This is a genomic window from Massilia rhizosphaerae, from assembly GCF_016093545.1.
Classification (GTDB): Bacteria; Pseudomonadota; Gammaproteobacteria; order Burkholderiales; family Burkholderiaceae_D; genus Telluria; species Telluria rhizosphaerae.
Genome location: NZ_JADKYX010000001.1, coordinates 540181 through 555069 on the forward strand (window position 1 = coordinate 540181; position 14889 = coordinate 555069).

Below are 14889 nucleotides of genomic sequence, written 5' to 3' on the forward strand. Positions count from 1 at the left end.
CATCCGGGCCATATCAGCGCTCGCGTCCACGTGCATTTCGCGATGCGGTAGGCCCTAAACGTTTTCGATGATCCGGCCCAATCGCGCAGTGACGTCGCCGTAGAACACATAGGCATGGAAGCTCGGCGACGTTCCACCATGCTCATGGCGCAGCGTCGCCAGGGCCTGGGCGATCGGCACGCAGTCTTCCAGGATCAGCCGCATCACGAATTCCGCCGCGCGGTTCGCGTCCTCGACGTCGACCCGCCACAAAGGAGCGATGAGCCCGCCGAACATGCGCGACATGAATGCCTGGGCGAACCCGCACGTTGCGCCGAATACGCTGCCGCTCGCGCCGACCTCGCAGGCGTTCAGGAACACCACGGTACCATGTTTTCTGCCCAGTTCGATGGCGGCGCTGGCGGCAACGCTGGCGCTCAGCTTGCCGTCCTCCAGCGCGATCGCCGCCTCCGCTGGATCGTCGGAGGGATACGCGCCATGGCCGGCGAAATACAGCAGCGCCACCCTGCTTGCCGGTGGATTGGTCAGCAGGTCCATCAACGCCGCAACGGTGCCGTCGAGCTGTTGCGCGCCCAGGCGCTGTGCCAGCCGCTGCGTCGCCTCCACGGCGTCAGGCGCCGCGAGATTCGCGCGCTTGTAGCGAGGCGCGATCGCGACCATGCTTCCGTCCTGCAAGGGTGCGCCCAGGAAGCCGCGGGAGCCGCCGGGCCAGCGCGCCACATGATGGCGCAGGGCGAGCGCACCTTGCGCCAACGTGCTGGCACGCGCAGGCAGCATCAGTTCCCACGGCATGTGCGGATCGTCCGTGACGAACTGGATCGTCAGCGCCCTGTCCCCATGATGGTCCAGCAGCGCCCAGTACAAGGCGTGAAATGCAGGTGGCGCGAGTCGCCACAGCATCTCCCCGGCGGCCGCGATCTCCGGACCATGCGCCTTGCGCGCCTGCTTCGCGAGTCTATCGAGCAGCCTGGCCGCCGCGGCGCCGGGATCCCCACCCAGGTCGATGTTGCCATGCATGCTTTCCGGACGGCCGGGGAACCAATTGGTGTGCATCCCCCAGTGCATCTTGCCCGGCGTGTTGGGATCGGTCACCGTGATCGTGACGATGAGATCCGGCTGCGGCGCGCGCGGCTCGAGACGCAAGGAGGACGCCGGCGCGTACGGGGCCGGCGACGGCGTCGACGCCGCCACCTGGATACGGCGTACGGCTTCGCCACAATAGCGCGTCCCCAGCACGAACATGGCCCTGACCTCGATCGTCGCCCCCGGGCAGACGTCGTCCAGCACGCGTCCTTGCACGGTCCCTTGCAGCGTGTCGGCGTTGCGCCGCACGTGCAGCACGCACGCCCCGCCCGCCTCGAACTCGATGGCGGCCGAATGCAGGACGGCAGTCACCGCGACTTCGGTCCAGGCACTGTCCCGCAAGTGCATTGCCAGCGCACCCAGGGTCGATGCGCCGGGTGCGCGCCTCAGGTCCACCACCAGCGTAACCGGCTGGCCGGGCGCGACGGCACCTTCGGGTTCGATCGACGGAAACCGCACCGGGGACTCGCCTTCATCAGGCTCCGGCTGCTCGCGTTCGGGCGGCTCGCGTGCGGACTCGAACCCGATGACCCGGGAGACCATCGGGACCTCATCGTCCTCCGACAGATCGGACAGCGGGACGTCTACCATGGCAACGACGGCGACAGGCCGTCCGCGGTCCATCCGCACGAAGCGATCCTCGCCCATCGGCACCACCATTCGATCGCGATGGCGCCAACCGGATTCGAGCCGCACGGAACGCTGGCGCTCGCCCAACAGCACGTGCGCCAATTGGGCGCCGGGCCACGCCTGCGGGCCGGTCAGTATCCGCAGCGCCTCGTCGCGCGCCAGCAGAAGCCAGCGCTCCCTAAATGGATAGCGCACCAGGACCCAGAGCGCATCGCTCGCTTCAAGTTTGTCCAGGACGCGTTCCCGCGGCAGTTCCGAGCGCACGACGATGAAACGGTCGCTTGCCTCAATCTGCCGTCCGTACTCCGTCACTGGGCCACCACCACGATCTCATGTACCGGTTCCGCGCCCTTGGAGTGCACCCGTATCTGCCACAGACCCGGTGCGAGGTCGAACCGGCCGCGTTGCCAGCCGCTGTCGCCGTCGCGGTACAGGCGGTCGCTCACCTTCTCTCCCGAGCCCAGCTGCGTCGCTTCGGCGAAGATCTCGTCATCTCCACCCGAGCGGCAGGCGCGTACCTCGAGCATCTCGCCCGGAGCGACCACGTCATCCACCCTGAGCGACAGCGACGCCGGCATGGTCGCGCTGAAAAATTTGCGCAGGTCCACGTTATGTGCCGTCAGCAATCCCTTGAGGTTGACCAAGGTGCCGTCGGCGTTCTGGAGGGCGCCATGGGTTTCGCCGGCATACACGATGCGCATTTCATTCCAGCCCGGCGGCACGGCCGACACGCGCGGCACGGTGCCGTCGCCGCCGCTGTCTTCCGTATCCAGGCGTTCGACCAGCCGCAGGCCGCTGGCATTGAGCAATGCCGACTGGAAGGTCGGCTGATCGATGCCGACGAAGGGCACGAGCACCGAACTCATCTCGGGATATCCCTCTTGTGCCTTGTTGGCCTCGGCCGCTGCGGCGATTTCGGCGTGGAAGCTCTTCGCGTCCAGTGCGCGCGCCGCGTCCACGTGCATCAGTACACCTTTCGCCGCCGCCTCATGCACGTGCAGCAACGGCCCGCTATCGATTGCGATGCAGCGGTAGCTGGGCAGCAACTGGTAGACCGAGGGCATCGAGCGCAATGCCGGCCCTAGATCGATGCCCAGCGGTCCGATCGACTTCTTCATCCCATGCTCGAGGAAACCAAGCGCGTTCAGCGATCCGGAGTGGGGAGTCCCTAGCGTCAGCAGCAAGCGCGTATCGCGCCACCCTTCCAAGCACTCGAAAAAATAACGCGCGACAAGGCCGCCCATCGAATGCCCGATCAATACCAGCCTGGCATTTTGGTGGCCGGACGTGGCCCGCCAGGTTTCCAGCCATGCGCTCGCCTGCTCCCGTAGGCGGCGGGCGTTCAACCGATTGTCACGCCGCCAGTCGTAGGGAAACTCGTGGAAGTTGGCGCCCGGTTCCAGACCGAGTTCGCTGACCAGATAATCCGCTATCCGAGTATAGCCATGGATCTTCACGAAACCGGGCACGATCGTGACATCCGAAACCAGCGCCGTGGCCTGCACCGCGTCGTCTTCAGGGCCGCCTGTGAGGGCCAAGCTATTTATGGCTGTGGCACTGGCGGTGATGGAACGCCAAATGGTGGAGATCGACGGCGCCCATATGTCCTTGCCGCCAATATCAGTAAGCACACTGCCGGTAATGCCAGGAAGCAGGACGATCAGATCAGTAAAGGCCGACATGAGGACAAGAGTTTCGAAATGGGAACTCGATAGTAAGGGATCGGCGTTGTCGCGACAAGATGTTGAATCCGCGCGAAGAAGTTGTCCATTCCCCGAGCCTGTTAAACGAAGCGCAGAAGCGCCGATCTACAATATGCTGGGGCGAGGACGGGAGCCGAGCCCGTGTAGACGGCTTTGCAGGCCGCTGCATCACCGCTCTGCTAACTAAACGTGGGAGGCGATGCATGGCACAGGACGCGGCAACAACCTTGTCTTGCCTGTACGGGAATTGCCAGGCCGGATGGGCGGTCGCACTGCTCGCCGCGCATTGTCGCGGCCTGACCGGGCCAACCGTACTCAACGGGTCGCCGCTGTCGTACTGGGCGGGCGCATCCGATGTGAATCCGATGCGCCTGGCGGGCGGCCTGTTGGGCGGCTCCTGGCTCCTGGATCTCATCACCGATCTGGCCGACGGGCGGTTGGACGGCGCGTGGCTCGTGCAAAATTTCGAAAACCTGAAGTCTATGCACCGGGCGGAGCGGTTCGCTGACCGGGGGCGACCGTCCGCCGTCGTACGCTATTTCCCGCCGCCCCGCAGCCGCAGCGCGTTGGTGATGACGGAGACCGAACTCAGGCTCATCGCCAGCGCGGCGATCATCGGTGACAACAGCCTGCCGGTGAACGGATACAGCAGCCCCGCCGCCAGCGGAATGCCGAGGGCGTTGTAGACAAAGGCGAACGCCAGGTTCTGGCGCATGTTGCGGACTGTTTCCAGCGACAGCAGCCGCGCCCGCGCGATGCCGCGCAGGTCGCCCTTGACGAGCGTGACGTGGGCCGAATTGATTGCGACGTCGGTCCCGGTGCCCATCGCGATGCCGACATTGGCCTTCGCCAGCGCGGGCGAATCGTTGATGCCGTCGCCCGCCATGGCGACCGTCCTTCCCTGGGCCTGCTTTTGTTCGACCAATGCCAGCTTGTCCTGCGGCTTGACCTCGCCGTAGACTTCTGGAATGCCGAGCTTCGCGGCGACCGATTTCGCCGTCGTCACGCCGTCGCCCGTCGCCATGACGACCGTGATGCCGGCGTCCTTCAACGTCGCCAGCGCTTCCGCGGTGGTTTGCTTGACGGGGTCGGAGACCGCGACGAGGCCCTGGAGACGGCCGTCTGCCGCCAGGTACATCACGCTGGCGCCTTCCAGCCGCCACGCTTCGGCCTGCTCCGCCAGCGGCCGCCAGTCGACCCGCTCGACGTCCATCAGTGCCGTGTTGCCGAGGGCGATCCGCTTGCCGTCGACGATGCCCCGCACGCCGATGCCGCTGGCCGATTCGAACGACGCCGGCTTCGACAGCGCGAGGCCGCGGCCGCGTGCTTCGGCGACGATCGCATGGGCCAGCGGGTGCTCGCTGCCCTGGTCGATGCTGGCGGCGAGGCGCAGGACTTCCTGGTCGTTGCCGCCGCCCAGCGCCGTCGCCGCATGGAACGCGGGCTTGCCTTCGGTGAGCGTGCCCGTCTTGTCGACGATGAGCGTATCGACCTTGCGCATGCCTTCGATCGCCGCTGCGTCACGGAACAGGATGCCTTGCGTGGCGCCGCGTCCCGTCGCGGCCATGATCGACATCGGCGTGGCGAGGCCGAGCGCGCACGGGCAGGCGATGATCAGCACCGAGACCGCGTTGACGAAGCCGTACACCCAGCTCGGTTCCGGTCCGAACACGCCCCACCCGACCAGGGTCAGCAAGGCAATCGTCACCACGATCGTCACGAAGTAGCCGGCGACGACGTCGGCCAGCCGCTGCATCGGCGCGCGCGAACGCTGCGCCTGCGCGACCATCTGCACGATCTGCGACAGCATCGTCTGCGAGCCCACTTTTTCCGAGCGCACGACCAGGCTGCCGCTGGCATTGATCGTGGCACCGATCACCTTGTCGCCGGGGCGCTTGGTGACAGGCACCGGCTCGCCGGTGAGCATCGATTCGTCGACGGCGCTTTCGCCTTCGAGGACGACGCCGTCGACAGGCACCTTCTCGCCGGGTCGCACGCGCAGCGCATCGCCCACGTGCACGTGCGTCAAGGGTATGTCTTCTTCCGTGCCGTCGGGATTGATACGCCGCGCCGTCTTCGGCGCAAGGCCCAGCAACGATTTAATTGCCGCGGACGTTTGCGAGCGTGCGCGCAGTTCCAGCATCTGGCCCAGCAGGGTCAGCGATATGATCACCGCCGCCGCCTCGAAGTACACCCCGATACGGCCGTGCATGGCGAAGGTCTGCGGAAAGAGTCCGGGAACGGCGGTGGCCACCACGCTATAGCCGTAGGCGGCCGCGACGCCCAGTCCGATCAGGGTCCACATATTCGGCTTGCGGTTCCTGATCGATTGCACCCCGCGTACGAAGAACGGCCAGCCGGCCCACAGCACGACGGGCGTGCTCAACGCCAGCTCGATCCAGCTCTGCCCCGGCAGGCCGCCGTTGAAGAGCCGGTGCCCCGCCATCGCCTGCACGGCCACGACGACGGTCAGCGGCAGCGTCCACCAGAAACGGTGCTTGAAATCGACCAGTTCCGGGTTGTCCTCTTCCTCCAGCGACGGCAGCATCGGCTCGAGCGTCATGCCGCAGATCGGACAATTGCCCGGCTGCGGCCGCCGGATCTCGGGATGCATCGGACAGGTATAGATCGTCCCGTCCGGCGCGGCGGCGGCGGGTTCGGGGGCGCTCTGCTCCGCTTGCTCGGTGTATTGCCGCGGCGCCGAGCGGAACTTGTCCATGCACTTCGTGCTGCAGAAATGGTAGGTCTGGCCTTCGTACCGGATTTCCCTGGCAGGGGCCGCGCCCACTTTCATGCCGCAGACGGGATCCGTGAACGGCTTGCCGCCTTCCGCGTTCCCGTGGTGGGCGTCGTGGCCGGTTCCATGATGTCGATGGTGGTCGTGCCCATCGTCGAGGTGGGATGACACGTCGTTCATATCCGAACCTTTCCTTATCTCGCGATATCGGGCTTTGTTCGCCCATGATGACCGAATTCGGGAATGAAGGCGGATACGTTTGGTCTATGTAGCCCGATCGAAGAAAACCCATGACTCAAGTCAAAAACTTAATTACCGGGTTCCGCGGCAGAGTCCTTCGGAACAATGGCTTCACGGCCTCCCCGCCGTGACCCCTGTCAATGACGTCCGTCCGGTTTGTCCCGATAGTGGATGGCGCCGGCAACCGGGGCGGGAACGATGCAGGGCCACGCCGCCGGTCCCGGCGCCGCAGGACATTTCAATGGAAAGGAGTCGTGCTGTGAAACATTCTTCAATCGAAATCGGGACCCAGCTGGAGGCCGCCGCGCCCCAACTCAGGACCATGGAGGCGATGCTGCAGGATATGCAGAACAACCTCTCCCCCGCTCCGCGCGCGGTCGCGCAAGGCAAGTCCAAGCCCTTCTTGCCGACCATGCCGGCGGATCAATACGAAGAGCTCAAGACAAAATTGCGGGCGCAAGGCCAGGTCGCCGAAAAGCACGTCGATGCCGAACTCGAAGCAGAGGCATTGCCCCGTGCCCCGATCATCCTCACCGGTCCCAACGTGCCGGGCGCGACCGACGTCGACGGCCTCATCCCGCCCGACACGCACGGCGCTGTCGGGCTCGATCATTTCGTCGAGATCACCAATTCGCACATCGACATCTTTGTCCGTACCAATCCGAGCCAGCGCACCAGCATTTCGCTCGCCGCGTTCTTCGGCTATACGACCCGGGTATTGTTCGACCCGCGGGCCGTGTACGACAGCGTCTGGAACCGCTGGGTCATCACGGCCGATGCATTCCAGGAATCGTCGACGCGCCAACTGTTTTTCGTCGCCATCTCGACGACGTCGAATCCGCTCGGCCCGTATTTCATCTATGTGCTGAACGTGACCTTCAACGCCGGCGATTTCTGGGATTACCCGCAACTGGGCATGGACCAGGATGCGGTCATCTTCACGGCCAACGTGTTCACGTCGTCCGGCGGATTCCGCGGCGCCGATATGTTCGCGGTGGCCAAGGCGCGCCTGTACAACGGACTCGGCTTCGCCGTGCCGGTTTTCACGGGCCTGCGCGCCACGCTCGCACCGCCGATCGTCCTGGACCAGAACGCGCGGACTTACCTGATCGCCGCGTCGGGCGGCAGCGCGTTGAGCCTCTACACGCTCACCAATTCCAGCCGGCCGAACGGTATCCAGCTGACGGGGCCCGTGGATGTCGCGGTGCCCGCCTACAGCGCGCCGCCGGACGCCCCGCAGCCGGGAACCACCGCCGTGCTCGATACGCTCGACGGCCGTTTCGTCAACGCGAGCACGCAGACCGGCGACTTCCTGTGGCAGGTCCACACCGTGAATCTGGTGGGCTATGCGGCGCCCAAGTTCTACCAGATCAACACGCTCACGCACTCGCTCGTGCAAACCGATTTCTTCTTCGGGACGTCGACCTCATACGATTTCAACGCGTCGATCGCGGCCAATGGCGCCAACGACGTGTTCGTGACGTGGACGATGACGGACCCGGCGCGCGGCACCAATGCCCAGGTGCGTTTCTCCGGGTTCGACCATAACGATGGCGGCAAGTACATCCTGGGGTCGGGGACGGCGGCGTACACGAGTCCGACCTGGTTCGGCGGCGGCCGCTGGGGCGATTATTCGGCGGTGACGGTCGATCCGCGCAACGCCCGGCGCGCATGGCTCGTCAACGAGGATATCCTGTCGAACCACGATTGGGGCAGCCGTATCGTCGGCATCGGCTTCGCGTAATCGAACCGCGCCGCCGCCCTCCTCCGCACCCCGTTCAGCGGATGCCGCTGTCGTAGACGATGTGCACCGGCGTGACATGGTTCTTGACCACGGTCACCGTTTGCGCCGGCGCCTGCGGGTACATCGCTTCCGATTCGGGGTGCAGGACGTACGTCCCGGGGGCAAGCACGATCACGAAGCGGCCGTCCGGGCCGCTGCGTACTTCGGCCACGGTCTGCCCCGCTTCGTTCGTCACGCCGATCAAGGCCTGGTAAGGCCGCTCGTTGATCGAGCCGGGCCGTTCGACCGGGCTGACCGGCCGCAAGACGACGTCACCCCGGATGCCGCTGCCAATGTCGTGTGCCTGCATCATGATGACTCAGTATAGACACGGTCGACACAATCGCGCGCGCATCACAATGACTACAAGATGCCCCGTCCGTTCGCGGACGCGATGATTTCGTCGTAGCGTTCGTTGTCGGTCTTGTGCAGGTAGGCCGCCGTCGTCGCGATGTTCGCGTGCCCCGCCGTGTCCTGCAATGTCTTGAGTTGGACGCCATTGTTCGCGTGGTTCGTCAGCATGCTGTGGCGCAACCAGTGGGCCGAGGCCTGGCGCAGCGCGGCGGCCGCGTCCCTGTCGCCGCGGATGTCCGCCACGCTTGCCGCGTCGGCGAAGATCGCCTTGATCGCTTCCGCCGCCGCTTCGTCGGTGATGCGCGCGAGGCCGCGGCTGCGGCTCGACAGGACGAGCGGCGTGCGGTCCGCGCGGCTCGTCTGCGGCGGCAGTTCGAAGGCCTGGCGGTAGCTGCGGAACGCGTCGAGCATGTCCGGCGGGACCGGCAGCCGGCGCGGCTTGTTGCCTTTGCCGACGACGTCCAGCCACCAGCGGCCATTGCCTTCCGTGTAGATGGCGCCCATGGACGCGCCGACGATCTCGTTCAGGCGCGCGCCCGTGTGCGCGAATGCGACGAGCAGGAAGCGGTCGCGTGCGCGCCGTTTGATTGCGGCCGGCGTGTCCGCCGGGCGCCGCGCGGCCGTCTCCAGCGCCAGCGCGATCGCGCCCTGGGTCAGGTAGCGCGTGATCCGGCTGGCCGAGGGCGCCCGCACGTTGCGCACGAGCGCGCCTGGATTGCGGCGCAGATAGCCGGTCTGCTCGGCGAAGTTCAGCAGGCCCTTCACGGCGATCATGGCCTGGCGCCGGCTCGGGTCGGACAGCGGCCCCGTGAACGGCCGGTAGCGCGGATCGGTGCGCGGCCATTTGGTCGTGGACACCCAGCCGGGCGGCGGATTCTTGAGGAATTCCTTGTACGCGTTCAGGTCCGCCACGTTCAACTGGCCCAGCGTCTTGCCGGCTTCCTCGCGGCACCAGGTGAGGAAGCGGAACAATTCTTTTTGCGTATTCTGGATCGATTTCGCGCTGAGTTCGCCGTGGGCGATGAATTCGCGCGCCAGTTCGATGTCGGTGGTCGCTTCCGTGATGGCGTCGTCCGCCTGGCGAAACATCTTGACGTGGAGACGGCCGCTCGTGCCGGTCGAGGTGTCTACCGGAATCGATGGGCCAAGGTCGATGGGCGTAAAGGTCGGCATGTCGCGCTGCTGATACTGTGTTTTTGTACAGTATATCACCTTGTCCAGCATCCGGACCACCCCGCCGGATCAAGACGGCCGATCGCCGCCGCGCACGCTTGAACCGCGTTTGCACGCCGGCCGCGCCTACGGGACAATGGCCCCGACGCCCTGCCAACCGAAAGGAGCATGCATGAACATCACGGTAAAAAACACGACGCCCGACACGACGCGGGTTACCTTGTTCGGCGAACTGCGCGACGGCAGCTTCGACGCGAAGATCATGACCGAGACGGACGTGCCCTACACGCGCTGCTGGGACGACGAAATCGAGCAACGCGTCGTCTACATCCAGCCCGATCCCGAGCAATTGAAAGCCATCCTCGCCGCGCTCAACGATCGCCGCCTGTCGATCGAACAGTTGCAGGAGTTCGGCAGCGTGAGCGGCGGCACGTCGGAGATCCCGGTCTGACGCCGGGCCGGCATCCTACACGCGCGCGCAGCCCCTGCCGACAGACTAGTGCGCCGCACGGGGCGACAATCGCGCATCATCCGACGGATCAGGAGGCGATATGAACGCGCAAGCGACCAACTCAGGCAAGGGCCAGCAGAACGAGCAATCGGAAACGAGCGTCGGCAATCCGACGAGCGGCGAGCGGGGCAGTACCCTCACCCACGAGACGATGGCCGAGACCGGCGGCAGCGGCGGCCGCCCATTGACGCAGCCGCGACGCGAAGAAGAAGCGCCGTCGGCGCGGGGCGGCCGCCGGTCCGGCGGCGCGGGTCATCATCAGGATGCGCGCCAGGAAGCGCCGTCCGACGAGGCCGAAGGCGCCGGCACGGCCGCGACGGCCATCAACCGCGGCTACCAGGATACGCGCAGCCGCCAGGCCAGCCCCGGTTCGACGGGCCTCGGCGCACCGGAGACTGGCGGCAACCAGAGCGAAGACGACCTGGCGCCGCCGCGGCGCGGCTGACCCGTCAGGCGGCGCCCGCCATGCGGCGGCATTCGTCGGCGCATGCGCGGCAAGCCTGGGCGCAGGCCTGGCAGTGGTCCATCGGGTGCTTGCCGCACTCGTCGCCGCACGTCGTGCACACGTCCGCGCACAGGCGGCACAGCTGGCGGGCGAAATCGCTGCCGCGCGCCATGAACGCGGCGGCCGTCCGGCAGATCTGGGCGCAGTCCATGTCCAGCGCGATACAGCGCGCCATCATCTTGACGTCGTTCTCCTGCAGGCAGGCGGTGGCGCAGCGGTCGCACGCGGCCGCGCAAGCGTTGCAGGCGTCGATACAGGCTTTGAAATCATCGTAAGACATCGTTCCTCCTCGGTGGATTGGTAGCGTGTCCCGGACATCCCGACGAAGGCGGCGGCCGGTGTCTCCCGGCCTGCGTTGGCGGGGCCACCTTAGCACAAACGGCGCCGGCACGAATGGATCGGCCGTGCGCTGCCGGGGATGCGGCCTTTAACCGCATTCAACAGTGCGCATTGCCCGCGCGATGCGCGGTAAAGTCGAATCATATTGAACACGGCGACGGGCGATCCCGTTGCGTCACGGGCGGGCTCCAGTGTCCCCCAACCACCTGAACGCCGATGAATGAACGTTTCCACCCCACGATAGACAGCGCGCCCCGCCTGGCCCCATCGGGAGGGACGGCATGATCCCGTCATGGCTGCATGACCTGTCGATCGCCTTCCTCGTCCTGGGAGCGGCGTGTGCGCTCGTCCTCGCGATCGACGTGATCCGCCATCCGCAGCGGATGGCGATCATGGACGTCGTGTGGCCGGTGACGGCACTGTTCGGCACCGGCGCCACGGCGTGGATGTACTTCCGCTACGGCCGCCTGGCCACGAAGGAAGCGGCCGACCGGGAGCACGAGAAGGTGCCGTTCCCCATCATGGTCGCGAAGGGCGCGTCGCATTGCGGTAGCGGCTGCTGCATCGGCGATATCTGCGCCGAGTGGCTGGCGTTCTTCGTGCCGGCCGTCGCCGTCTGGTTCGGCTGGCAGAAGATCTTCGCCGACAAGGTGTTCGCGGTGTGGATCCTGGATTTCGTCTTCGCGTTCCTGCTCGGCGTGGCGTTCCAGTATTTCACCATCGTCCCGATGCGCCACCTGGGCAAGCTGGAAGGCATCTGGCAGGCTGTCAAGGCCGACGCGCTGTCCCTCACGGCCTGGCAGATCGGCATGTACGGCTTCATGGCCGTCGCCAAGTTCTGGCTGTTCGGCGCGCTGCTCGGCGCGGCGCTGGAAGTGAACAGTCCGGAATTCTGGTTCATGATGCAGATCGCGATGCTGTGCGGCTTCGCCACCAGCTACCCGGTGAACTGGTGGCTGCTCAAGGCCGGCATCAAGGAAAAGATGTGAGCGCCGGCCATGCACTTCACCCGGTGCAGGGCACCAGCCGCCGCACCAGCGGTCCCGTCGTCATCCCCTGCACCAGGATCGAAAACACGACCACCTCATAGGTCACCGTGACCAGGATGTCCCGGTACGGACTGGCCGGCAGCGAGAGCGCCAGCGCCACCGAGATGCCGCCCCGCAGCCCGCCCCAGGTCAGCACCTGCCAGGCACCCTTGGGCAGGCCGCCATGCCGCTGGAACCATGCCACCGGCAGGCCGGCCGTCAGCAACCGGGCTACCAGGGTGACGATGATCGCCGCCGCGCCGCCGGCCAGCAACGTGGCCGACAATGGCAGCACCATCGCCTCGAAACCGATCAGCACGAACAGGATGGCGTTGAAAATGCCGTCAAGCAGCTCCCAGAACTGGTCGACGTGCTCTTCCGTCTTGCTCGACATGGCGTGCTGCCTGCCCAGGTTGCCGATCAGGATGCCGGTCGCCACCATGGCCAACGGCCCCGATACGCCCAGCCGGTGCGCGAGCGCGTAGCCGCCGAGCACGGTCGCCACTGTGATCAGGACTTCTTCCTGGTAGCTGTCGATGCTGGCCAACAGAATATAAGACACGAAGCCGAGCGCGACGCCGAACAGGATGCCGCCGCCGGCTTCGCGCAGCAACAGCAGGACGACGTCGCCCGCGGCCGGCACCTGATGGCTGGCCGCCAGCTCCGCCATGACGACGAACACGACGATGCCCACGCCGTCGTTGAACAACGACTCGCCCGAAATCACCGTTTCCAGGTTGTGCGGCGCGCCGAGCTTGCGCAGCAGGCCGGTCACGGAGATCGGATCGGTCGGCGCGATCAGCGCGCCGAACACCAGGCAATACCCAAGCGGCAAAGGCAATCCGACATACGGCAGGATGGCGTGCAGGCCGAAGCCGACCAGGAGCGCCGCCGCCACCGTCCCCCCGAAAGCGAGCAGGGCGATCTGCCAGCGGTACGCGGCCAGCTCGCGCAGGTCGACCTGGAGCGCGCCCGCGAACAGCAGCACGCTGAGCATGCCCTGCATCAGGACTTCCGAAAAATCGAACGTGCCGAGCAGCTTTGCGCCGAACGCATGGGGCGCATCCAGGCCCAGCCGGTCGAGGAGCAGCGCGGCCGCCGACAGCATCAGCGCCGCCGCCATGACGCCGATCGTCGACGGCAGCTTGAGAAAGCGCGCATTCAGCCATGCGATCAACGCCGTGATCGCGAGTACGATGGATATCACTTCGGACAAGACGGTTCTCCCTGCCGCCGAGGCGGCGATTGACGAGCCGGCTCCTGCGGCCGGGAATCGATGAGCTTGGAATGTTGCGCAGCCCGCTTGTGCCAGCTGCGCCACGACACGACGGCATTGACCCAGAAGCCGGCGTACAGGGCGGCCGTCAGGACGAGGCCGCGGCTGAAGTACAGCGGCGCGGCGATGCTGTTGACGAGCAGCCAGAACGCCCAGTTCTCGACCCGGCGCTGCATCATGAGGATTTGGCCGATGATGGAAAAGACGAGCACGGCCGAGTCGAGGAACGGCGCGTACGCGTTCGTCGTCAGGTGCAGCAGCATGCCGTAGCCGGCCGTGGCGGCCACGCCCAAAGGCACCGTCCACGCCAGGTTCGCGGCGCGCGCGTGCGTGATCGGCAGCGGGTCGCCGTGGTCGCCCCGCACCCACTTCCACCAGCCGACGACGCTCGTGGCGACGAAGAAGGCCTGCAGCGCGACGTCCGCATACAGGCGGCTCTGCGCGAACAGGATGCCGAACAGCGTGCAGCCGACGATGCCCGTCCACCACGTATGGACGTTGTTGCGGCCGGCCAGCACGATGGCCACGGCGGTCAGGCCGTTCGCCGCCAGTTCCAGCGGGCCGATCATCGTGCCCGGCCCTGCCCGTCCTTGTTCATGCACGCTCCTCGAAGAAGCGTGTACTGTACGCCAGCCCGTGCTTTTATTGCAAGTGAGGAATTTCTCGCGCGCTCGCGCCTTACAGTTTGAACGTGCGGTGTTCCGCGTCCACGTCCGGCCGCGACCCCGTCATGGCCGCCTTCGCGATGGCGAACAGGCGCACCATCTTGCTGTCGTTCGAATCCCAGTACTCGGCCGAGTGCGGTTCCACGCGGATCAGCACGGCGTGCTCGTCGTCCGGACCGGCCGGGAACCATGCCTGGACACCCGCGTTCCACATGGCGCGGATGCGGTCGCGGTCGACCACCCGCTCCGCGAGACCGCTGACGGAGACGAACAGGCTGTCTTCCGGCTTGGCGAACGACAGGTTCACCTGCGGCCGGTGCGCGATGCAGTCCCACAGCGCCGTCTGCGTGGACGTGAAGAACCAGATGCCGCCGCCGTCGTCGACCTCTTCCTGCGTCATCGGCTGGCTCAGCAGGTGGCCATGCTCGTCCTGCCACGTGAACATGGGGAAGCGCACTTCCCTGACCTTGGATTTGAGGGCGGCGATGTCTTTCGTGTCGTGTGTGCTCATGGTGGTGCCTCGTGCGGATGGAAGCCCCATCCTAGCGTGCGCTTGCCCGCCGTTCGGTGCGGCGCCGTACGGATCGCCTCCGTTCGCGATTCGACCGGCCGGAACGTCTTTCGCTTCATGCATCCGCCCCATGCTTGAGGCGAGTCAACGGTGCCGGAAAGCGAAAAATGCGCCGCGTTGCAGCCCAATATAATGGCTCAGCGCCGGCCGATGCCCCGGGCGCGACCGTCAACGAGCGTGGAGCTGCCGCCATGAAGCATACCGACCGCCATGCACGAACCCGTTCCTACCCGGTCATGCGTCCGCACGGCCGCATGGACTTCATCCCCGCCGCCCGCTGACGCGCCGCGT

13 protein-coding genes and 1 pseudogene are annotated in these 14889 nt (G+C 66.2%); 5 read left to right on the plus strand and 9 right to left on the minus strand.

All coding sequences use genetic code 11. From position 1 onward, the window contains the following. Positions 1–54 precede the first annotated feature (54 nt). Entirely contained in the window at positions 55–2025 is a 1971-nt protein-coding gene (locus ISF28_RS30990; RefSeq protein ID WP_198115493.1) for a CHAT domain-containing protein, read from the minus strand. Further along, complete coding sequence (locus tag ISF28_RS02265; RefSeq protein ID WP_198115494.1) at positions 2022–3395, minus strand: lipase/acyltransferase domain-containing protein; 1374 nt, start codon at positions 3393–3395, stop codon at positions 2022–2024. Before ISF28_RS02265 ends, ISF28_RS30990 begins: the two co-directional genes overlap by 4 nt. A gap of 257 nt (positions 3396–3652) precedes the next feature. Between ISF28_RS02265 and ISF28_RS02270 the strand changes: the two are divergent. Then, positions 3653–3895, plus strand: a pseudogene (locus tag ISF28_RS02270) (DUF3141 domain-containing protein); the annotation flags it as partial. A 56-nt stretch (positions 3896–3951) separates the two neighbouring features. Here ISF28_RS02270 and ISF28_RS02275 read toward each other — a convergent pair. After that, positions 3952–6333 (minus strand): heavy metal translocating P-type ATPase, encoded by a 2382-nt coding sequence (locus ISF28_RS02275; RefSeq protein ID WP_198115495.1) that lies wholly within the window; start codon positions 6331–6333, stop codon positions 3952–3954. Positions 6334–6652: 319 nt separating this feature from the next. Between ISF28_RS02275 and ISF28_RS02280 the strand changes: the two genes are divergently transcribed. After that, positions 6653–8137: a hypothetical protein gene (locus tag ISF28_RS02280; RefSeq protein WP_198115496.1), complete on the plus strand. Its 1485-nt coding sequence runs from the start codon at positions 6653–6655 to the stop codon at positions 8135–8137. Positions 8138–8171: 34 nt separating this feature from the next. Here the strand turns inward: ISF28_RS02280 and ISF28_RS02285 are convergent, their stop codons facing one another. Then, a complete protein-coding gene (locus ISF28_RS02285) occupies positions 8172–8489 on the minus strand; it encodes a carboxypeptidase-like regulatory domain-containing protein (RefSeq protein ID WP_198115497.1) in 318 nt (105 codons plus the stop codon). Positions 8490–8539: 50 nt separating this feature from the next. Then, positions 8540–9703 carry a tyrosine-type recombinase/integrase gene (locus ISF28_RS02290; RefSeq protein WP_198115498.1) on the minus strand — a complete coding sequence of 388 codons (1164 nt, stop codon included), beginning with the start codon at positions 9701–9703 and terminating at the stop codon, positions 8540–8542. Positions 9704–9875: 172 nt separating this feature from the next. Between ISF28_RS02290 and ISF28_RS02295 the strand changes: the two genes are divergently transcribed. Next, the gene (locus ISF28_RS02295; protein ID WP_198115499.1) at positions 9876–10154 is read left to right on the plus strand and encodes a hypothetical protein; all 279 of its coding nucleotides are present in this window, start codon (positions 9876–9878) and stop codon (positions 10152–10154) included. A 100-nt stretch (positions 10155–10254) separates the two neighbouring features. Beyond that, on the plus strand, positions 10255–10659 hold the full coding sequence (locus ISF28_RS02300) for a hypothetical protein (protein ID WP_198115500.1): 405 nt from the start codon (positions 10255–10257) through the stop codon (positions 10657–10659). 4 nt (positions 10660–10663) lie between these two features. Here the strand turns inward: ISF28_RS02300 and ISF28_RS02305 are convergent, their stop codons facing one another. Beyond that, positions 10664–10999, minus strand: coding sequence for a four-helix bundle copper-binding protein (locus tag ISF28_RS02305; RefSeq protein ID WP_198115501.1), 336 nt, complete (start codon positions 10997–10999; stop codon positions 10664–10666). A gap of 340 nt (positions 11000–11339) precedes the next feature. On the opposite strand from ISF28_RS02305, the gene ISF28_RS02310 reads away from it, so the two are divergent. Beyond that, the gene (locus tag ISF28_RS02310; RefSeq protein WP_198115502.1) at positions 11340–12047 is read left to right on the plus strand and encodes a DUF4396 domain-containing protein; all 708 of its coding nucleotides are present in this window, start codon (positions 11340–11342) and stop codon (positions 12045–12047) included. Between the two features lie 16 nt (positions 12048–12063). Here ISF28_RS02310 and ISF28_RS02315 read toward each other — a convergent pair whose 3' ends face one another. The 3 genes from ISF28_RS02315 to ISF28_RS02325 form a co-directional block, all read right to left on the minus strand. Further along, positions 12064–13293, minus strand: coding sequence for a cation:proton antiporter (locus ISF28_RS02315; RefSeq protein ID WP_370663382.1), 1230 nt, complete (start codon positions 13291–13293; stop codon positions 12064–12066). Continuing rightward, positions 13290–13964 (minus strand): nicotinamide riboside transporter PnuC, encoded by a 675-nt coding sequence (gene pnuC, locus ISF28_RS02320; RefSeq protein ID WP_441295199.1) that lies wholly within the window; start codon positions 13962–13964, stop codon positions 13290–13292. Before pnuC ends, ISF28_RS02315 begins: the two co-directional genes overlap by 4 nt. Positions 13965–14040: 76 nt before the next feature. Then, complete coding sequence (locus ISF28_RS02325) at positions 14041–14538, minus strand: pyridoxamine 5'-phosphate oxidase family protein (RefSeq protein WP_198115504.1); 498 nt, start codon at positions 14536–14538, stop codon at positions 14041–14043. Between the last annotated feature and the right edge of the window lie 351 nt (positions 14539–14889).